This is a genomic window from Streptomyces griseus, from assembly GCF_900460065.1.
Lineage (GTDB): Bacteria > Actinomycetota > Actinomycetes > Streptomycetales > Streptomycetaceae > Streptomyces > Streptomyces griseus.
Window position 1 is genome coordinate 54,363 of record NZ_UAVD01000027.1, and the last position, 18,284, is coordinate 72,646.

The 18,284-nt window shown below is 74.6% G+C and carries 17 protein-coding genes and 1 tRNA gene; 11 read left to right on the forward strand and 7 right to left on the reverse strand.

Going from position 1 to position 18,284, the window contains the following annotated elements:
• The first annotated feature begins 3 nt into the window (after positions 1–3).
• The 3 genes from DTB53_RS15980 (at position 4) to DTB53_RS15990 (ending at position 3,060) form a co-directional block, all read left to right on the forward strand.
• The gene (locus DTB53_RS15980; RefSeq protein WP_012379614.1) at positions 4–1,158 is read left to right on the forward strand and encodes an acyl-CoA dehydrogenase family protein; all 1,155 of its coding nucleotides are present in this window, start codon (positions 4–6) and stop codon (positions 1,156–1,158) included.
• Between the two features lie 7 nt (positions 1,159–1,165).
• Positions 1,166–2,161, forward strand: a complete 996-nt coding sequence (locus tag DTB53_RS15985; RefSeq protein ID WP_012379613.1) for an acyl-CoA dehydrogenase family protein — start codon at positions 1,166–1,168, stop codon at positions 2,159–2,161.
• A gap of 407 nt (positions 2,162–2,568) precedes the next feature.
• The gene (locus tag DTB53_RS15990) at positions 2,569–3,060 is read left to right on the forward strand and encodes an ATP-binding protein (protein WP_012379612.1); all 492 of its coding nucleotides are present in this window, start codon (positions 2,569–2,571) and stop codon (positions 3,058–3,060) included.
• 158 nt (positions 3,061–3,218) lie between these two features.
• On the opposite strand, the gene DTB53_RS15995 is transcribed toward DTB53_RS15990, so the two are convergent.
• Positions 3,219–4,145 (reverse strand): cyclase family protein, encoded by a 927-nt coding sequence (locus tag DTB53_RS15995; RefSeq protein ID WP_012379611.1) that lies wholly within the window; start codon positions 4,143–4,145, stop codon positions 3,219–3,221.
• Between the two features lie 84 nt (positions 4,146–4,229).
• Here DTB53_RS15995 and DTB53_RS16000 point away from each other — a divergent pair, with 84 nt between their 5' ends.
• Genes DTB53_RS16000 through DTB53_RS16010 form a run of 3 tightly spaced genes read left to right on the forward strand, consistent with a single transcriptional unit; the run spans position 4,230 to position 7,355 of the window.
• Entirely contained in the window at positions 4,230–5,144 is a 915-nt protein-coding gene (locus DTB53_RS16000; protein WP_012379610.1) for an SDR family oxidoreductase, read from the forward strand.
• A 40-nt stretch (positions 5,145–5,184) separates the two neighbouring features.
• Positions 5,185–6,309 carry an acyl-CoA dehydrogenase family protein gene (locus DTB53_RS16005; protein WP_012379609.1) on the forward strand — a complete coding sequence of 375 codons (1,125 nt, stop codon included), beginning with the start codon at positions 5,185–5,187 and terminating at the stop codon, positions 6,307–6,309.
• A complete protein-coding gene (locus tag DTB53_RS16010) occupies positions 6,306–7,355 on the forward strand; it encodes a Zn-dependent alcohol dehydrogenase (protein ID WP_012379608.1) in 1,050 nt (349 codons plus the stop codon). The genes DTB53_RS16005 and DTB53_RS16010 overlap by 4 nt, the downstream gene beginning before the upstream one ends.
• A gap of 1 nt (position 7,356) precedes the next feature.
• Here the strand turns inward: DTB53_RS16010 and DTB53_RS16015 are convergent, their stop codons facing one another.
• Positions 7,357–7,980, reverse strand: coding sequence for an SRPBCC family protein (locus tag DTB53_RS16015; protein ID WP_012379607.1), 624 nt, complete (start codon positions 7,978–7,980; stop codon positions 7,357–7,359).
• A gap of 162 nt (positions 7,981–8,142) precedes the next feature.
• Between DTB53_RS16015 and DTB53_RS16020 the strand changes: the two genes are divergently transcribed.
• Positions 8,143–8,820 carry a TetR/AcrR family transcriptional regulator gene (locus DTB53_RS16020; RefSeq protein WP_012379606.1) on the forward strand — a complete coding sequence of 226 codons (678 nt, stop codon included), beginning with the start codon at positions 8,143–8,145 and terminating at the stop codon, positions 8,818–8,820.
• Here the strand turns inward: DTB53_RS16020 and DTB53_RS16025 are convergent.
• Positions 8,810–9,826, reverse strand: coding sequence for a GlxA family transcriptional regulator (locus tag DTB53_RS16025; protein ID WP_003967146.1), 1,017 nt, complete (start codon positions 9,824–9,826; stop codon positions 8,810–8,812). The genes DTB53_RS16020 and DTB53_RS16025 overlap by 11 nt on opposite strands.
• 73 nt (positions 9,827–9,899) lie before the next feature.
• On the opposite strand from DTB53_RS16025, the gene DTB53_RS16030 reads away from it, so the two are divergent.
• From DTB53_RS16030 to DTB53_RS16040, 3 genes are all read left to right on the forward strand, one after another.
• The gene (locus DTB53_RS16030; protein WP_172595267.1) at positions 9,900–11,315 is read left to right on the forward strand and encodes an MFS transporter; all 1,416 of its coding nucleotides are present in this window, start codon (positions 9,900–9,902) and stop codon (positions 11,313–11,315) included.
• The gene (locus tag DTB53_RS16035) at positions 11,312–11,821 is read left to right on the forward strand and encodes a ribosomal maturation YjgA family protein (RefSeq protein ID WP_030702220.1); all 510 of its coding nucleotides are present in this window, start codon (positions 11,312–11,314) and stop codon (positions 11,819–11,821) included. Before DTB53_RS16030 ends, DTB53_RS16035 begins: the two co-directional genes overlap by 4 nt.
• Before the next feature lie 154 nt (positions 11,822–11,975).
• Positions 11,976–13,346 carry an MFS transporter gene (locus DTB53_RS16040; RefSeq protein ID WP_012379603.1) on the forward strand — a complete coding sequence of 457 codons (1,371 nt, stop codon included), beginning with the start codon at positions 11,976–11,978 and terminating at the stop codon, positions 13,344–13,346.
• Here the strand turns inward: DTB53_RS16040 and DTB53_RS16045 are convergent.
• From DTB53_RS16045 to DTB53_RS16060, 4 genes are all read right to left on the reverse strand, one after another.
• Positions 13,336–13,947: a flavin reductase family protein gene (locus DTB53_RS16045; protein ID WP_003967142.1), complete on the reverse strand. Its 612-nt coding sequence runs from the start codon at positions 13,945–13,947 to the stop codon at positions 13,336–13,338. The two genes, DTB53_RS16040 and DTB53_RS16045, sit on opposite strands and share 11 nt — an antisense overlap.
• A gap of 161 nt (positions 13,948–14,108) precedes the next feature.
• The gene (locus tag DTB53_RS16050) at positions 14,109–14,696 is read right to left on the reverse strand and encodes a CGNR zinc finger domain-containing protein (RefSeq protein WP_012379602.1); all 588 of its coding nucleotides are present in this window, start codon (positions 14,694–14,696) and stop codon (positions 14,109–14,111) included.
• Between the two features lie 182 nt (positions 14,697–14,878).
• Positions 14,879–15,706, reverse strand: a complete 828-nt coding sequence (locus tag DTB53_RS16055) for an enoyl-CoA hydratase/isomerase family protein (protein ID WP_012379601.1) — start codon at positions 15,704–15,706, stop codon at positions 14,879–14,881.
• Positions 15,697–17,925, reverse strand: a complete 2,229-nt coding sequence (locus DTB53_RS16060) for an acetate--CoA ligase family protein (protein WP_042496442.1) — start codon at positions 17,923–17,925, stop codon at positions 15,697–15,699. Before DTB53_RS16060 ends, DTB53_RS16055 begins: the two co-directional genes overlap by 10 nt.
• Positions 17,926–18,115: 190 nt before the next feature.
• Between DTB53_RS16060 and DTB53_RS16065 the strand changes: the two genes are divergently transcribed.
• Positions 18,116–18,189, forward strand: a tRNA-Met gene (locus DTB53_RS16065).
• The last annotated feature ends 95 nt before the right edge of the window (positions 18,190–18,284 follow it).

Here is an 18,284-nt window from a genome sequence, read left to right on the forward strand (position 1 = left end):
GCGGTGGACCTCGCGTACACGGAGGCCGAGGAGGAGTTCCGGGGCCGGCTGCGGGAGTGGCTGGCCGCCGTCCTCCCCGGCCTGCCCGCCAAGCCCTCGCCCGACGACTGGCCCGCACGCCGGGCGTACGACACGGCCTGGCAGCGGATGCTGTACGACGCCGGGTACGCGGGTCTGCACTGGCCGGTGGACGCGGGCGGGCAGGGGGCCACCCCGACGCAGCACCTGATCTTCCTGGAGGAGACGGAGAAGGCCGGCGCCCCCTACGTCGGGGCGAACTTCGTCGGGCTGCTGCACGCCGGGCCGACGATCGCCGCCGAGGGCACGGCCGGACAGCGGGCCCGCTGGCTGCCCCCGGTGCTGCGCGGCGACGCGATCTGGTGCCAGGGGTTCAGCGAGCCGGACGCGGGCTCCGACCTGGCCGCCCTGCGGACGCGGGCGGTGCGCGACGGGGACGACTACGTGGTCACCGGGCAGAAGGTCTGGACCTCGCACGCCGAGGTCGCCGACTGGTGCGAACTGCTGGTGCGGACCGACCCGGACGCGCCGAAGCACCGGGGCATCAGCTGGCTCGCGATGCCGATGGACGCCCCCGGGATCACGGTCCGGCCGCTGCGGACGCTCGCCGGGTCGACGGAGTTCGCGGAGGTCTTCCTCGACGAGGTCCGCGTTCCGGTACGCAACCGGGTCGGGGCCGAGAACGACGGCTGGCGGGTCACCATGGTCACCCTCTCCTTCGAACGCGGCACCGCCTTCGTCGGCGAGGTCGTCGCCTGCCGCCGCACCCTGGACGCGCTGGCCGACGAGGCCCGGCGCACCGGGCGCTGGGACGACCCGGTGCTGAGGCGGCGGCTCGGGCGGCTGAACGCCGAGCTCCGGGCCCTGTGGCGGCTCACGCAGGCCAACGTGAGCGAGTCGGAGCGCACGGGCGGGGTCCCCGGCGTCGGCGGCTCGGTCTTCAAGCTGCGCTACTCCGGGGTCCGCCAGGAGCTCTACGAGGCGGCGGCGGAGGTGCTGGGCGCGGACGCCTTCGACGTGGACCGGGAATGGGTCCTGGACCGGCTGTCCTCCCTCTCGTACACGATCGCCGCGGGCACCTCGCAGATCCAGCGCAACATCGTCGCCGAGCGCATCCTCGGCCTGCCGAAGGGGCGCTGAGGCCACCGTGGACTTCCAGCTCTCGGACGACCAGCGGGCCCTGCGGTCCGGTATGCGCGACCTGCTCGGCGCGGTGTTCGGCCGGGACCGGCTGCGGGCGGCGGTGGAGCGGGGCGGGACCCTGGACCGCTCGCTCTGGCGGGAGCTCGGCGCGGCCGGCTTCTTCGCGCTCCGGCTGCCCGAGGAGGCGGGCGGGGTGGGCCTCGGTCTGCCCGAGGCGGTCCTGCTGTTCGAGGAGGCGGGCCGGGCCCTGCTGCCGGGCCCCCTGGTGGCCACGCACCTGGCGGCGGGCCTGGTGGAGGGGGCCGCCGAGGGCCGGGCGGTGGTCACGGCCGTGGACGGGGAGCTGCCGGTGGCCCACCTGGCGGAGGCGGACGCGGTGCTGGTGGGCGCCGACGCCCTCGCCGGGGAGCCGCTGAGGGCCTTCGTCGCCGCCGCCCGGCCCGTACGGTCGATGGACCCGCTCACCCCGCTGCACCGGGTGGCGGGGCGTACGGCGCCCACGCGGGCGTACTCCGGCGCACTCCACTACGAGGGGGCGCTTCTCACTGCTGCCGAACAACTCGGCAGCGCCACCCGTACCACCGAGACCGCCGTTCAACACGCCGGGGACCGACAGCAGTTCGGATCGCCCGTCGGATCGTTCCAGGCGGTCAAACATCTCTGCGCCGACATGCTCGCCCGCACCGAACCGGCCCGCGCCGCCGTGTACGCGGCGGCCGTGACCAGCGACCCGGTGGAGATCGCGGCGGCCAAGCTCCTCGCCGACGAGGCGGCCGTGCGCAACGCGCGCGACTGCCTCCAGATCCACGGCGGGATGGGTTTCACCTGGGAGGCAGATGTTCACCTCCACCTGAAACGGGCCTGGCTTCGGGCCGCGGCCCGGCTCGCCGGAGCCGCCGCGGAGGAGCTCCTGGCCGCCGGTCTGGGGGCCGCGCCGAAGCGTTTCGGCAGCTCGGCGGCGCCCGGTGGAGGGGCCCCGGAAGCAGGGGCCGGAGGGTGACGCAGCGCAGCCGTCGGGCGTCGGGACCGGCTTGTGTCCTTTGTGCGAATCGTCACCGGGTGGAGTCGGTGTCCGGCTCGGGTACGCTCCGTGGGATGCGAGTGGTTCTGGAACCGGGCGATCCGGGGGCGGCCTGTGCGGCGGTCCCGGTCCGGGGCGAGGGCTCTCGTCGGAGATGTGCCGGGCCTGCCCGAAGAGCGTTTCTCGCGGTCTCTGCGCGCTCCTGTTCGACGTCCCGCAGCGTGCGTCGCACAGTATGCACCACGCGTACTCCTTCGCGCTGGAATATGCCCGAAGCGCTTGTTGCGGTGACTGTACGTCAACCATGCTGTCGCGTAAGGGAATCACGTTCCGTGACCCTGAGGAGGCGCGAGGCGATGTGTCCGCCGGTTCGGATGGTGTGAGCGGTGCAGGTGCTTCAGGTTCAGCTGGAGGTCGGTCCGGATCCCGCGGAAGTGGGGCGGGCCCGTAGGTGGGCGCGGTCGCGTCTGGTCGGTTCCGGGATCGGGGATGACGAGCCTCTCGCCGAGACGCTCATCCTGCTGATTTCGGAGCTGGTCACCAACGCCGTCGTCCACACGGGCTGTCCCGCGGTGCTGCGGATGCTTTTCGGCGGGTCCGGGGCGTCCGGCGCGGCCGGGACGGTCCGGGTCGAGGTCGCGGACGCCAGCGACCGCCCGCCGCTCCAGCGGCACGCGGAGGGCGACGACACGGGCGGCCGGGGCCTGGAGCTGGTGGACGGCCTCGCGGACCGCTGGGGCTGGTTGCCGGAGGGCGCCGGGAAGCAGATCTGGTGCGAGGTCGACCGGGGCGGCCCGCTGCGGCCGGCCCGGACACCCTCGGGCGTCGGCGGCGAGGTGTGCGAACCGCCCTCCTGCCTCTTCACCAACCTGGCCTGAGCCCGCCTTCCGCCCCCCCCGATCCCGGCGTGCCCCACCCCGCCGGGTTCCGGTCGCCCGGCTCGGCCCCTCCCTTCCCCCTGCCCGCCCTGCTGCTTCCCGTTCCTTCCTCCCCCGCCCTCTCCCCGGCCCGCCCTCCTCTCGCGGGGTCGGGCGGTTCACAGGATCGCCACCGGGGCCACCGGCGAGCCGGTGGCCCCGGTGAACGGCTCCGGTGACGCGGTGAGCAGGAAGGCGTGCCGGCCCTCCTGCACGCAGGCCTCGGACAGCGCCTCCAGGTTCCAGTTCTGGCCCTGCGGCATGCCCATCTCGACCAGATGCAGCGCGTGCACCGGCATCCACAGGTCCTCGATCTCCGGCGGGAAGATCTCGAAGGTCAGGGTGTCGTTGGCGACGGCCGCGACATCCCGGGCGTGGAACCACTCGGGGGTGCGCACCGAGAGCCCCGGCGACGGGTAGCCGTACGCCTGCCGGTCCCCGGCCAGCGCGAGGCGCATGTGCCCGGTCCGTACGAGCACGATGTCCCCGGCCCGTACGCGTACGCCCCCGAAGTCCTCCGCCGCCGTGAGGTCGTCCGGCGTCACGGCGTGGTCCCCGGGCAGCCGGTCCGTCCCCCGGGCGCGGGCCACGTCCAGCAGCACCCCGCGCGAGACGAGGTGCTCCACGGTGGCGATCGAGGAGAACCGGGCCCCGCCGTGGGCGGTGATCGTGTCCGCCGGGCGGCCGTTGTAGATCTTCCCGCTGTGCGAGACATGGGGCAGGGCGTCCCAGTGGGTCGAGGCCTGGAGCCCCATCGTGACGGCGTCGTCGCTGGTCGCGACGGTGTCGGGGCCGAAGATCTCCTGGTTGATCTGGACCATCGTGTGCAGTGGATTGATCCGGCCCGGGATGAGTCCGCTCTGCACCCCGTCCTGCCGGAGCGGCAGTGCGAGCGGTATCCGGCGGCCGGTGCGGACGGTGGCGACCGCCTCGCGCACGACGGCGTCGGTGATCAGGTTGAGGGTCCCGATCTCGTCGGCCCCGCCCCAGCGGCCCCAGTTGTTCACGCGCTTCGCGATCTCGTGGAACTCGGCCGGCAGGGACATGGGGACCTCCTGGGTCTTGTGCCGGAGCATCGGACTGCCCATAAAATCTAACGGTCCGTCAGAAACCGCGGGAAGGGGCCGGGCATGGGGAACTTCTTGGCAGGCAGGGTGGTCGCCGTGACGGGGGCAGGCCGGGGCATCGGCCGGGCCGTCGCGCTCGCCGCCGCGGCTCAGGGGGCGCGGGTCGTCGTCAACGACTACGGCGTCTCCGTCGAGGGCTCCGAACCGACCAGCGAGGTCGCCAGGGCCGTCGTCAAGGAGATCGAGGCGGCGGGCGGCACGGCGGTCGCGGTCGGGGACGACATCTCCACGATGGCCGGCGGACAGCGGATCGTGGACACCGCGCTGGCGGAGTACGGCCGGCTCGACGGAGTGGTCTGCGTGGCCGGGATCCTCCGCGAGCGGATGCTGTTCAACATGTCCGAGGAGGAGTGGGACCCGGTCCTCGCCACCCACTTGAAGGGCACGTTCACGGTCTTCCGGGCCGCCTCGGCGGTGATGCGGAAGCAGGAGGGCGGGGGCACGCTGATCGGCTTCACCAGCGGCAACCACCAGGGCAGTGTCTCCCAGGCCAACTACAGCGCGGCCAAGGGCGGGATCATCTCGCTGGTCCGCAGCGCGGCGCTGGGCCTGCACAAGTACGGGGTCACGGCGAACGCCGTCGCGCCGGTCGCCCGGACCCGGATGTCGGCCGGGGTGCCGATGGAGCTGAAGGAGATCGGGGAGCCGGAGGACGTGGCCGCCCTGGTGGTCTACCTGCTCAGCGAGCGGGCCCGGGCCGAGCGGATCACCGGGCAGGTGTACACGATCGCGGGCCCGAAGATCGCGGTCTGGGCCCAGCCGCGGGAGTTGCGGGCCGCGTACGGGGAGGGGGCCTGGACCCCGGAACGGATCGCTGACTTCCTGCCGGGGACGGTGGGGGTGGACCCGATGCCGATGCTGGCGCGGCTGGAGGAGATGGCGGCGGCGGCCAGGTCGGGGGACCGGCCGAACCGGTGACCGCTTTCGCGGGCAGCGCCCCCAGGAGCAGGAGGAACCCATGGACTTTCGTACCGAGGTGCGCACCTGGCTGGCGGACCACCTCGCCGACCGCCCCGCCCCCCACCCCCGCGCGTGGGAACGCGAGTTGGGCAGGGCCGGCTGGATCGGCATCGGATGGCCCGGCGAGGACGGCGAGACGTACGGCAACCGTCGCGCCACCCTCGCCGAACAGGTCGTCTGGGCCGAGGAGTACGCCCGCTCCGGGGCGCCCGCCCGGATGGGCCACATCGGGGAGAACCTGCTCGCCCCGACGCTGATCACGTACGGCACCGAGGAGCAGAAGAGGCGCCATGTGCCGCCCGTGGCGCGGGGCGAGACACTGTGGTGCCAGGGGTACAGCGAACCGGGCGCGGGCTCCGACCTCGCCGGGGTGCGGACCGCCGCCGTGCCGGACGGGACCGGCGGCTACGCCGTGACCGGGCAGAAGATCTGGACCTCGCTCGCCCTGGACGCCCACTGGTGCTTCGTCCTCGCCCGCACCGACCCCGGCTCCACCCGGCACCAGGGCCTGTCGTTCCTGCTGGTGGAGATGGACCAGCCGGGGCGGATCGAGGTGCGGCCGATCCGGCAGCTGACCGGTACCAGCGAGTTCAACGAGGTGTTCTTCGACGGTGCGCGGGCCACCGGGACCGTCGGCGGGGAGGGCAACGGCTGGAGGGTCGCCATGGGTCTCCTCGCCCTGGAGCGCGGGGTGTCCACCCTCGCCCAGCAGATCGGCTTCGGCGAGGAGCTGGAGCGGGTGGTCGCCGCCGCCGTGGCGAGCGGGGCCGCGAAGGACCCGGTCATCCGGGCCCGGATCGTCCGGCAGTGGGCGGAGCTGGACACGATGCGCCACCACGCCCTGCGCACCCTGGGCTCCACCGGCGGACCGGGCGCGCCCAGCGTGGCGAAGCTGCTGTGGGGCGGCTGGCACCAGCGGCTCGGCGAACTGGCCGTGCAGGTCGCCGGTGAGGCGGGGGCCGTCGGCCCGGTGCCCTGGGAGGAGCGGCGGCCGTACGAACTCGACGACGCACAGCACCTGTTCCTCTTCAGCCGGGCCGACACCATCTACGGCGGCTCCGACGAGATCCAGCGGAACATCATCGCCGAGCGGGTGCTCGGCCTACCGAGGGAGCCCAGATGAGAGGCGTCGTCTTCGACGGCACACGGACCGAGGTCGTGGACGATCTGGAGATACGGGACCCCGGCCCCGGGGAGGTGCTGGTGGCGGTCACCGCCGCCGGACTCTGCCACAGCGACCTGTCGGTGATCGACGGCACGATCCCCTTCCCGGCGCCCGTCGTCCTCGGCCACGAGGGCGCGGGCGTGGTGGAAGCGGTCGGGCCCGGCGTCGGCCACGTGGGGCCCGGCGATCACGTCGCGCTCTCCACCCTCGCCAACTGCGGGGCCTGCGCCCAGTGCGACCGGGGGCGGCCGACGATGTGCCGGAAGGCCATCGGGCGGCCGGGGCGGCCGTTCTCGCGGGGCGGGAAGCCGCTGTTCCAGTTCGCCTCCAACTCCGCGTTCGCGGAACGCACGGTGGTGCGGGCCGTCCAGGCCGTGAAGATCCCGGACGACCTGCCCCTCACCTCGGCCGCCCTGATCGGCTGCGGGGTCCTGACCGGCGTCGGGGCCGTCCTCAACCGGGCGAAGGTCGGCCTGGGCGACACCGTCGTGGTCATCGGCACCGGCGGCATCGGCCTCAACGTGCTCCAGGGCGCCCGGCTGGCCGGCGCGCTCACCGTCGTCGCCGTGGACAGCAACCCGGCGAAGGAGGCGGTGGCCCGGCAGTTCGGCGCCACGCACTTCCTGACCTCGGCCGACGGCGTGCGCGACATCCTCCCCGACGGCGCCGACCACGCCTTCGAGTGCGTCGGCCGCACCGAGCTGATCCGGCAGGCGATCGACCTCCTCGACCGGCACGGGCAGGCCGTGCTGCTGGGCGTACCGGCGGTGAGCGCGGAGGCGTCGTTCCTGGTCTCCTCGATGTACCTGGACAAGTCGATCCTCGGCTGCCGCTACGGCTCCTCGCGCCCGCAGCGCGACATCGCCCGGTACGCGGACCTCTACCGGGAGGGCCGGCTGCTGCTGGACGAACTGGTCACCGAGACGTATCCGGTGGAGGACTTCGCCAAGGCGGCCGACGACGCGCACCACGGGCGGGTGGCCCGGGGTGTGCTGGTCTTCTGAGTCAGGCGCGCGGGCAGGAGCGGGCCTCGGCGGCGGTCTTCAGCTCGCCGAGCCACGCCTCCAGACCCTGCTTCAGGATGGCGGTCGCGTAAGGGACGTTGGCGTCCACCTGCTCCCCGGTGTGGGTCTCCTCGGTGCGGACCAGGACGCCGCCCCCGACCCGGGTGAAGGTCCAGACGTGCACGCCGTCGATGTGCAGCCCCTCGCCGACGGCGGGGCCCGTCCAGCGGATGCAGGAGCCGCGCTTCAGCTGCTCGACCGTCGAGGTGATGTCCAGGCTGGTGGCGGGGGTCGCCGGGTTGGGCGGCACCGGGGTCGTCCAGCGGAAGGCCGAACCCGGGCGGAAGGGCCCGTGGTCCAGGCGGTCCATGCCCGTGACGTGGCTCTGCCAGTCCGGCCAGCGCTCCACCTCGGTCTGGAGCTTCCAGACGGTGCTCAGCGGTGCGTCGATCACGGTCTCGGTCCGGGCCCGGACCAGGGCGCGGGGGTCGACCCCCGCGCCCTGGCAGGTGAGGGACTTCGCGGGGCGCGGCGCCGCCCCGGCGGGTGCGGCGGTGGTGGCGCCGAGGACGGCGGCGGCGATCAGCGGGACGGTGAACAGGGCGGCGGTTCGGGCGCGGGCCACGGTGGTCTCCTCTGTCGACAGCTGGGGATAGCCAGAGATAGCTAGAAGGTGCTGTGTTCGTGAGAAGTTGTAACGCACGGGGAATCCGGGGGTCAACCGTTTGCGTGATACCTTCTAACGAAACTTTGCCTACATAGCGCCAAGGCCGGGGAAGGTGCACCCATGGGGAAGTCCGACACCGCGACCCCGCGTCAGCGCTACCGCGCCCAGGTCCGCACGGAGATCAAGGAGCACGCCTGGAAGCAGATCGCCGAGGCGGGAGCCTCCGCGCTCTCCCTCAACGCGATCGCCAAGCAGATGGGGGTCAGCGGCCCCGCGCTCTACCGCTACTTCGCCGGCCGCGACGAGCTGATCACCGAGCTGATCCGGGACGCCTACCGCAGCCTCGCCGACGCCGTCCACGCGGTGGCCGCCACCGGCGCGGACCCCGCCGGAATCGCCCACGTCCTGCGGGAGTGGGCCCGGACGGACCCCCAGCGGTACTTCCTCATCTACGGGACCCCCGTCCCCGGCTACCACGCGCCCGAGGAGATCACCGGCATCTCGCAGGAGATCATGGCCGACCTGCTGACCGCCTGCGCCGCCCTCGAACCGGACGCCCCCGCCACCCCGTTCGCCGACCACCTGGCGGACCACCGCGACTGGGCCGGCGGCCACCCGGCCCCGCCCGCGGCACTCCACCGGGTCCTGACGTTCTGGACCCGGCTGCACGGCGTGCTCTCCCTGGAGCTGGCCGGTCACTTCGCCGGGATGGGCTTCGATCCCGCCCGGCTCTACGAGGCCGAGGTGGACGCTCTGCGCGCCCCCCTCGGCCGGGCCCCGGGGGGCCTCAGGAGCTGAGGCGGGAGACCCTCCGGGGCGCGGTGCCCGCCGAGGACCGGAACGTACGCCGATACGCCGTCGGCGGCACGCCCAACGCCGCCTGGAGGTGCTGGCGCAGCGAGGTCGCCGTGCCGAAGCCCGCGTCCCGGGCCACCTGGTCGATGGAGAGGTCCGTCGACTCCAGCAGGTGCCGGGCCCGCTCCACCCGCTGCCCCGTGAGCCACTGGCCGGGGCTGATCCCGACCTCCTCCCGGAAGCGGCGCGTGAAGGTCCGTACGCTCATCGCCTCCTGCTCCGCCATGTCCCGCAGCAGGATCGGCCGGTCGAGGCGGGCCAGCGCCCAGGCCCGGGCGCCGGTGGTGGTCGCGAACTGCGGCTCGGGGACGGGGCGGTGGATGTACTGGGCCTGCCCGCCGTCCCGGTGCGGGGGCACGACCGTGCGGCGCGCGATCTCGTTCGCGACGGCCGCGCCGTGGTCCCGCCGCACCAGGTGGAGGCAGAGGTCGATGCCCGCGGCGACCCCGGCGGAGGTGAGGACGTCGCCGTCGTCGATGAACAGGACGTCCGGGTCGACCCGGACCTGCGGGAAGGTCCGCTGGAAGTGGTCGGCCGAGGACCAGTGCGTGGTGGCGGGGCGGCCGTCGAGGTAGCCGGCCGCCGCCAGGACGTAGCTGCCGGTGCAGATGGAGACCATCCGGGTGCCGGGCCGCACCAGGGCGAGCGCGGCGGCCAGCTCCTCGGTGAGGCGCCCCTCCTCGAAGACCGGGCCCAGCTCGTAGGAGGCGGGGACGACCACCGTGTCGGCGGTGGCCAGCGCCTCCGGGCCGTGCTCCACGAGGATGGAGAAGTCCGCGTCGGTCCGGACCGGGCCCGGCGGGCGGACGGAGCAGGTCACCACGTCGTACAGCCGGCCGCCCTTCCCGCCCGCGCCGGTGCCGAGGCTGCGGCCGAAGATCCGCTGCGGGATGCCCAGTTCGAAGGGGAGCAGCCCGTCGAGGGCCAGAACGACGACGCGGTGCTCCACGACGACCTCCTCGAAGATCACAGGAATGAGCAGTAGTGGTATAGACCACAAGCTGGTACAGGTTAGCGACGTGATGGAGAAGCCGACAGAGCGCGCGTCCATTCCCGACGCCGCGCGCGACACCCGAACGACCCCGACCCCGACTCCGAGCCCGCTCACGACCCCGGACCCGAACCCGCTCGCGGACCCGAACGCGCTCGCGACGCTGCCCCCGCTCGATCCCGGCGGGCCGGGCGGCTCCGCCGGGACGGGCCTGGGCGCCGGGTCCTCCTTCGGTTCCGCCCCGGGCCCCGCGCGGCTCTGGAACCGCAACTTCCGCTACTTCTTCGTGGCCCGTACGGTCGCGCTGTTCGGCGACGGCATGATCCCGGTGGCCCTGACCGCGGGGCTGCTGGGCGCCGGGCGGCCCGCCTCGTCGGTCGGCTTCGCGCTCGCCGCCTGGATGGGGCCGCTGGCGGTGTTCGTCCTGTTCGGCGGGGTGCTCGCGGACCGGTTCACCCCGCGCCGCATGATGATCATCGCCGATGTGCTGCGGCTGCTCGGCGCCTCCGTGCTGGCCGTGGCCTTCACGACGGGCAACCCGCCGCTGTGGGCGGTGTACGCCCTCAGCTCGGTGGCCGGCGTCGGCGCGGCACTCTTCCAGCCCGGGGTCGCCTCGACCGTGCCGCGCGTCTCCACCGACGTCCAGCGCGCCAACGCCGTCCTGCGGGTCGCCGAGGCGCTGATGACCATGGCCGGACCCGCCTTCGCCGGGGTGCTCGTCGGCCTCGCCAGCGCCGGGGCCGTCTACGCGGCGAACGCGGCGACCTTCGCGGTCTCCGGGGCCTGCCTCTTCCTGATGCGGCTGGCCCCGGCCCCGCACGACGACGCGGAGCGCGGCACCTTCACCGCGGAACTGGTCGACGGGTGGCGGGAGTTCCGGGCCAGGTCCTGGCTGTGGGGCGTGATCGCGGTCTGGACGGTGTACGGCTTCGCCGTCCTCGGCCCGATGCTCCCGCTGACCGCCGTCCTGGTCACCGAGGCGCACGGCTCGGGGGCCTACGGCATGCTGATGGCCGTGAACGGGGCGGGCAGCGTCGTCGGCGGACTCCTCGCCCTGCGGCTGCGCCCGTCGCATCCGCTGGCGGCGGGGGCGGTGGCGCTGCCGCTGGTGGCGGTGAGCCTGCTGGTGCTGGCGCTCGGCATGCCGGTCCCGGTGCTGGCGGCGGGGCAGTTGCTGGCGGGCGGCTCGGCCGCGTTCTGGCTGGTGATGTGGTCCACCACGGTCCAGACGCACGTCCCGCCGGAGGCCCTGAACCGGCTGCACGCCTACGATGTGGCCGGCTCGCTCCTGATGGTCGCGGCGGGCCGCGCCCTGGCGGGCCCGGTGGCCGAGGCGGTCGGGGCGCCGGAACTCCTGGTGGCGGCGGCCGTGATCAACCTGGGGGTGGTGGCGGTGCTGCTGGTGGCCCGGCCGATCCGGGAGCTGAAGCGGATCGGCCCCGGATGAGGGGCCCGGCCAGGCCCTGTCGTCAGACTGCCGCCTGCCCCGCGGGGCGCGCGGACGGTTCCACGGCCCGCCGCCCACGCCCGGCCGGCCCACCCGAGGCCCGGCCGCCCTCGGCCCGCGTCTCCGCGGTCCGCCCCGCCGCGGCCCGTGCGGTCGCGGCGGGGGCGGCCGTCGTCACCGTCGCCGCGGGCCTCGCCGTGCGCGCCGGAGCGGACGGCGCGTTCGCCAAGTACGCGGGGAGCGCGCTCTACACGGTGCTGCTCGGTGCTCTCGTCGCCTTCTGCGCCCCCCGCGCGCGGCCGGCCGCGGTGGCGTCCACGGCGCTCGGCCTGAGCTGGGCGGTGGAGTTCGCACAGCTCACCGGCGTACCGGCCCAGTGGTCGGCGCACAGCACGGCGGCCCGGCTGGTGCTCGGTACGACCTTCAACGCACCGGACCTGCTCGGGTACGGGGTGGGCGCGGCCTGCGTGTGGGCGCTGCTCCGCGCGGGCCGACGGCACCGCTGACCGGGGGCGGACAGCCCCGGGGCGCGGGCCGCGGAGCCCGGCCAAAGGCGGCGGCGGGCGCGGGCGGTCCGGATCGCGGGACGGGCCCCCGGCGTGGCCCGATCCCTGCGAAGCATGTCCTTCGGGCCGCTCGTCCGCGCCCGCCCGGCCTCGGATGCTGGCTGACGTGACCTACCTGACCAAGACCGCCGGCCCCGGGGCCGGCGCCCCCGGGAGACCCGGCCGCCGGTTCCCCTTCTCCGTCCACCGGGCGTGGATCGTCGCCGCCGTCACCTTCGTGACGATCATCGGCGGTGCGGCGTTCAACTCCCTGCCCGGGCTGCTCATCGACCCGCTCCACAGCGAGTTCGGCTGGTCCCGGGGCGAGATCGGGCTCGCGGTCTCCATCGACATGGCGCTGTACGGGCTGACCGCGCCGTTCGCCGCCGCGCTCATGGACCGCTTCGGCATCCGCCGGGTCGTGGCGATCGCGCTCACCATGGTGGCGGCCGGGGCGCTCGCCAGCGTCTGGATGACCGCCTCCTGGCAGCTGATGATCTACTGGGGACTCCTCGTCGGCCTCGGCACCGGGTCGATGGCGATGGCCTTCGCCGCGACCGTCACCCAGCGCTGGTTCGTGGCCCGCCGGGGCCTGGTCACCGGCATCCTCACGGCGGCGGGCGCCTCGGGGCAGCTCGTCTTCCTTCCGCTCTGCGCCTGGATCGTCGACGAACACGGCTGGCGGCCCGCCTCGGTCACCGTCGCCCTGGCGGCCCTCGTCGTCGTCCCCTTCGTCTGGCTCCTGATGCGCGACCACCCGGCCGACGTGGGGCTCGCCCCGTACGGCGGGGACTTCGTGCCCAGGCCCGGGCCCGGCCGGGGCGCCGCGCGCCGGACGGTGCGCGTGCTGTTCGACGCGGCCCGCACCGGCCCGTTCTGGCTGCTCGCGGGCGCCTTCGCGATCTGCGGGGCCTCCACCAACGGCCTGATCCGCACCCACTTCGTCCCGTTCGCCCACGACAACCACATGCCCATCACGGTGGCGGCCTCGCTGCTCGCGGTGATCGGGGTCTTCGACGTCATCGGCACGGTCTTCTCCGGCTGGCTCACCGACCGCTACGACGCCCGCAGACTGCTCGCCGTCTACTACGCGCTGCGCGGCATCTCCCTGCTGTTCCTGCCGATGCTGATCGGCCCCGAGGTCCAGCCGCCGATGATCTTCTTCATCGTGTTCTACGGGCTGGACTGGGTCGCCACGGTCCCGCCGACGCTGGCGCTCTGCCGCGAGCAGTACGGCGAGGACAGCGCGATCGTCTTCGGCTGGGTGCTGGCCTCGCACCAGGTGGGCGCGGCGGTGGTGGCGTTCCTCGGCGGGGTCGCGCGGGACGTGTTCGGCAGCTACGACGTGGTCTGGTACGCGGCGGGGGCGCTGTGCGCGATGGCGGCGCTGATGTCGCTGGTGATCCGGCGCCGCCGCGCCCCGGTGGACGCGGGCGGGGGCCGGGACCGGGCGGAACCCGTGGACGCGGGCGGGCTCAGCGGCTGAACCGGCGAAACGCCCCCTGGTGGAACAGCAGCGGCTCCCCCTCCTCCGCCGCTCCCAGCGCCTCCACCCGGCCGACCACGATGAGGTGGTCGCCCCCGGTGTGGACGGCGTGGACGCGGCAGTCGATCCAGGCGGGCACGGCGTCCAGCAGCGGGGACCCGGTCGCCGGTGCGTCCGTGTGGGCGACGCCCGCGAACTTGTCGGCGCCGCTCACCGCGAAGGCCCGGCACAGCGGGCCCTGTTCCGCCCCGAGGACGTTCACGCAGAACGCCCCGGCGCGGGCGATGCGCGGCCAGGTCGTCGACGTACGGGCGACCATGAAGGACACCAGGGGCGGGTCCAGCGAGAGCGAGGCGAAGGACTGGCAGGCGAATCCCGTCGGCCCGTCCGCGTCGCGGGCGGTGACCACGGTGACCCCGCTGGCGAAGTGCCCCAGCACGCGCCGGAACTCGGCCGGGGCGACGGGCAGCCGCTCGTCGTCCCGGACTGCTCTCAGGTCCGGCCGGGGCAGCGCCTCGGGCGGCGCGCCGACCGGTGTCCCCGGTGCGGCTGTCGTGGCGGCGCCGACGGACCTGAGGTACCGGACGGCGGTGGCGGCCATGCCTGCGTGTCCCATCACGCCGTCCATTAGAGCTGACGGTTCGTCAGATGTGAACCCGTGCGCACGTTCGGACCGGGCGGGGGTGGCCCGGGCGGGGCGGGGGCGCGGGGCCGGGTCGGCGGGCCCGGGACCGGTGCGGCCGGGATCGGCGGGGCCGGGGCTCAGGCTTCGGAGCGCCGGGCGTAGTGGCGCCGGGCCTTCGCGCGGTTGCCGCAGCCCGCCATGGAGCACCAGCGGCGCGTCCCGTTCTTGGAGACGTCGTAGAAGTGCAGGACGCAGGCGGGGTTCGCGCAGGGGCGGATGCGGTCGGGCCGGTCCGCGAGCAGCCGCAGCCAGCTCTCCGCCGCGTGCCAGGCGGGGGCCCAGGACGGGTCGTCCACCTCCACCGTCGACGCCGGCGCCCCGTCGGGCCCCAGCGTGCGGCGGACGCGCCCGTGGGAGAGGACCTCGTTCAGCGGGTCGGCGTCGGCGGGGGCGGCCGGCCCCTCACCGGCGGTCGACGCGGCCAGGGCGTCGAGCGCCGTCCGGGCGAGGAGCAGCCGGTCCAGGGTGGCGCGGTCGGCGGCCGGGACGGGGTCGGGGCCGAGCTGTTCGCGCACCGGGGGGCTGCTCAGCCAGACGCCCAGGCCGGCCACGGAATCCAGCAGGTCGTGCGGGACGCCCCCGTCGGTCCAGCGGGTGTTGAGCAGATCGAGGGCGAGCGGCTCGCCGGTCAGCGGCCGGGGGTCCGTGCCGGGGGACTGCGACACGGCTGGGCTCCTTCGGTCGCGCGGGCGGGCGGGGCGGACCCGTCCAGTGTAACCGGCCAAGCGAAGATCACCGGTTGGCCGCGACCGGCCCTCCCCCCCCGGGGCGCGGCCGTCCGGGGCCCGCCCTCGCCGCGCCGGCCCGCCGGTGGCCGGCGGGCCGGTCCGCCCGGCAGGGGCGTCCCTCAGTGACCCCGGTACTCCGGTGGCCGGCGCTCGACGAAGGACGCCACGCCCTCGTTGGCGTCGCGCGTGGTCATGTTGATCTCCTGGGCCGCGGCCTCCGCCGCGAACGCCGCGGCCCGGTCGTCGTCCAGCGAGGCGTTCACCAGCTGCTTGGTCAGGGCGAGGGCCCGGGTGGGGCCCGCCGCCAGCCGGGCCGCCCACTCCTCGGCCAGGGCCGCCAGCTCCCCGCCCGGAACGGTGCGGTTGACCAGGCCCAGCCGCTCGGCGTCCGCCGCGCCGAGCGCGTCCCCGAAGAACATCAGCTCCTTGGCGCGCTGCGGGCCCACCAGCCGGGGCAGCAGATACGCGCCGCCGCCGTCCGGGACGAGCCCCCGGCGCACGAAGACCTCGACGAACTTCGCGGTGTCGGCCGCCAGGACCAGATCGCACGCGAACGCCAGATGCGCGCCGATCCCGGCCGCCGTCCCGTTGACGGCGGCGATCACCGGCTTCTCGCAGTCCAGCACGGCGGCGATCAGCCGCTGCGCCCCGAGCCGGATCGTCCGGGCGACGTCCCCGGGGACCCGCTCCCGGTCCGGGGCGCGGGCGGAGCGCAGGTCGGCGCCGGCGCAGAAGCCGCGGCCGGTGGCGGTGAGCACCACGGCCCGCACGGCGGGGTCGGCGGAGGCCTCGGCCAACAGGGCGATGATCCGCTCCCGCCCGTCCGGGGTGACGGCGTTCATGACCTCGGGGCGGTTGAGGGTGATCCAGGAGACGCCGCCGTCCAGGGAGTGCAGGACCGCCGCGTCCCCGGGGGCGGCCTCCGCCGCCTCCCCGCTCACCGGCACACCGCCAGCGCGTCCAGGGCCACCGCGCCCTGGCCGCGGCCCAGCACCACCAGCGGGTTGATGTCCAGCTCGGTCAGGTCGTCGCCCAGCTCCAGGGCCATCCGCTGGACCCGCAGCACCACTTCGACGAGGGCGTCCACATCGACGGGGGGCCCGCCCCGCACCCCCTCCAGCAGCGCCCGCCCGCGCAGCTCGCCGAGCATGTCCCGGGCCTCCTGCTCACCGAACGGCGGGACCCGGACCGCCGCGTCGTGCAGCACCTCCACCAGGACCCCGCCGAGCCCCACCGTGACGGTCGGGCCGAACAGGGCGTCGTGGGTCACCCCGACCATCATCTCGACGCCCCGGTCGATCATCTGGCAGACCAGGACGCCGTCCAGGTCCACCGACTCGTACCGGGCGATGTCGGTCAGCTCGCGGTAGGCGTCGCGGACCTGGCTGGCCGAGGTGAGCCCGACCTTCACCAGACCCAGCTCCGTCTTGTGGGCGAGCCGGGGCCCGGAGGCCTTCATCACCACCGGGTAGCCGACCGGCCCCGCCGCCCGGACCGCCGCCGCCGCGCTGGTCACCAACTGCTCGCGCGGCACCCGGATACCGTACGCGCGCAGCAACTGCTTCGCCGCGTGCTCGCTGAGCTGCTGCCCCGGCCGCAGCAGCCCCCGCGCCTTGCGGAAGGACGGCGACGGGGTGCGCGGGGCGTCCTCGAAGGGGGAGCGGTAGCGGGCGGTGAAGCGGTGGTGGTCCAGGTAGGCCTTCACGGCGGTGACGCAGTTGCGCGCCGTACGGAAGGTGGCGAGGCGCGACGAGCCCAGCAGGGTCGTGCGGTAGGCGTCCTCGGTGCCGACGGGGGAGCCCCAGACGACGCAGACCAGCTTGTCGGTGGCCTCCGCCGCGTCCGCCAGGTCCTGGGCGAGCCGGTCGCTCATCGGCGGGAACGGTCCGGTGATCGGGCAGATCAGCACCCCGACCGACGGGTCCGCGAGGATCGCGTCGATGATCTTCCGGCCGCGCCAGTCGCCGACCGGGTGGCCGCCGTTGTCGATGGGGTTGGCGACGTTCAGGTACTCCGGGATCCAGGTGTGCAGTTCGGCCCGCTTCTCCTGCGACAGGGCGGGCAGGGTGAGCCCCGCCGCCGTCGCCAGGTCCGCGAAGTGCGCGCCGGTGCCGCCGGAGATGGAGTAGACGGCCACGCCCTCGGCCCGCGGCGGCCGGGCGCGGGCCAGCAGGGCGGCGGTGTCCTGGAGTTCGTCCAGGCCGTCCACCCGGACCACCCCGAACTGCCGCATCGCCGCGTCCACCACGTCGTCCGCCCCGGTCAGCTTGCCGGTGTGCGAGGCGGCGGTCCTGGCCCCGGCCTCCGTGCGGCCCACCTTCACGGCGACGACGGGGACCTTGGCCCGGGCGGCCCGGTCGGCGGCGAGCAGGAAGGAGCGGCCGTCCCTGAGCCCCTCGACGTAACAGGCGATGGCCCCGACCTCGGGGAGCTGGGCGAAGTACGCGAGGAAGTCGGCGGTCTCCAGATCGGCCTCGTTGCCCGTGGGGGCCCAGTGGGAGAGCCGGATGCCCAGCTCCTGGAGGGCGTGGAGCGGGCGGCCCTGGTGCCCGGACTGGGTGATCAGGGCGATGGCGGGGCCGTCCAGGTCCTCCCGGAACCTCTCGAAGGCGTTCAGGTTGGTGTTCGGTCCGAGCAGGCGCACCCCGGAGCGCTCCACGGCCGCCGCGAGCCGGCTCTGGGCCGCCGCGCCCGCCTCCCCGGTCTCGGCGAACCCGGAGGCGAAGGCGACGGCGAAGGGCACCTTGGCCTCGCCCAGCTCCTCGATCACCGGGAGCGGGTCCGCGACCAGCAGGACCGCGAGGTCGACCGGCTCGGGCACGTCGGCCACCGAGGGGAAGCAGTCCCGGCCGAACACGGCAGGCCGGGTCGGGTGCACGGGGTGCAGCCGGGCCCCGACCCGGTCGGCCCAGGCGAGGAGCTGCCGGGTGATGCCCGTGTTGGGGCGGCCCTCGGCATCCGAGGCGCCGACGACGGCCACGGACCGGGGCCGGAAGAAGCGGTCCAGGTCGGGCACGGGCAGGTGCAGTGGTCGCCCGCTGACGTCGAGGCCGCCCCGGGCCGAGGCCGTCGGAAGGCTGACGACGGCGGCGTGCGGCTCCTCGCCGCAGGCCACCACCCGGGCACGGAAGTCGGTGGTGAGGGTGCCGTGAGTCGATCCAAGCATCGTTCCGCCCACTCCTGCTCGATGGCCCACCGGCGAACAGGCGGGACCGGCCGATTAGCTGACACACTGTCAGGTTACTGAACTGACGCTGCGTCAGGAATGGGTGTGCAGGCAAAGGCTCCCGCGAGCGCCCGGGCGGACCCTCGTGGTCACGGAGCGGCATCCCGTGCCGTAGGGTGGTGTTCACCGACGCGGGGTGGAGCAGCTCGGTAGCTCGCTGGGCTCATAACCCAGAGGTCGCAGGTTCAAATCCTGTCCCCGCTACTGAAGAACACGGCCGAGGCCCGGATCCCCACGGATCCGGGCCTCGGCCGTGTTCCGCCGCCGGTGCGCCCGCACCCTCTCCGGCGGACGCTCGA

Coding starts and splice junctions, on each gene's coding strand:
- DTB53_RS15995 (WP_012379611.1), bottom strand. CDS start 4,145: ATGTCCCTGCCGGCCGAGTTCCACGAGATCGCGAAGCGCGTGAACAAC.
- DTB53_RS16000 (WP_012379610.1), top strand. CDS start 4,230: ATGGGGAACTTCTTGGCAGGCAGGGTGGTCGCCGTGACGGGGGCAGGC.
- DTB53_RS16005 (WP_012379609.1), top strand. CDS start 5,185: ATGGACTTTCGTACCGAGGTGCGCACCTGGCTGGCGGACCACCTCGCC.
- DTB53_RS16010 (WP_012379608.1), top strand. CDS start 6,306: ATGAGAGGCGTCGTCTTCGACGGCACACGGACCGAGGTCGTGGACGAT.
- DTB53_RS16020 (WP_012379606.1), top strand. CDS start 8,143: ATGGGGAAGTCCGACACCGCGACCCCGCGTCAGCGCTACCGCGCCCAG.
- DTB53_RS16030 (WP_172595267.1), top strand. CDS start 9,900: ATGGAGAAGCCGACAGAGCGCGCGTCCATTCCCGACGCCGCGCGCGAC.
- DTB53_RS16035 (WP_030702220.1), top strand. CDS start 11,312: ATGAGGGGCCCGGCCAGGCCCTGTCGTCAGACTGCCGCCTGCCCCGCG.
- DTB53_RS16040 (WP_012379603.1), top strand. CDS start 11,976: ATGCTGGCTGACGTGACCTACCTGACCAAGACCGCCGGCCCCGGGGCC.
- DTB53_RS16045 (WP_003967142.1), bottom strand. CDS start 13,947: ATGGCCGCCACCGCCGTCCGGTACCTCAGGTCCGTCGGCGCCGCCACG.
- DTB53_RS16060 (WP_042496442.1), bottom strand. CDS start 17,925: ATGCTTGGATCGACTCACGGCACCCTCACCACCGACTTCCGTGCCCGG.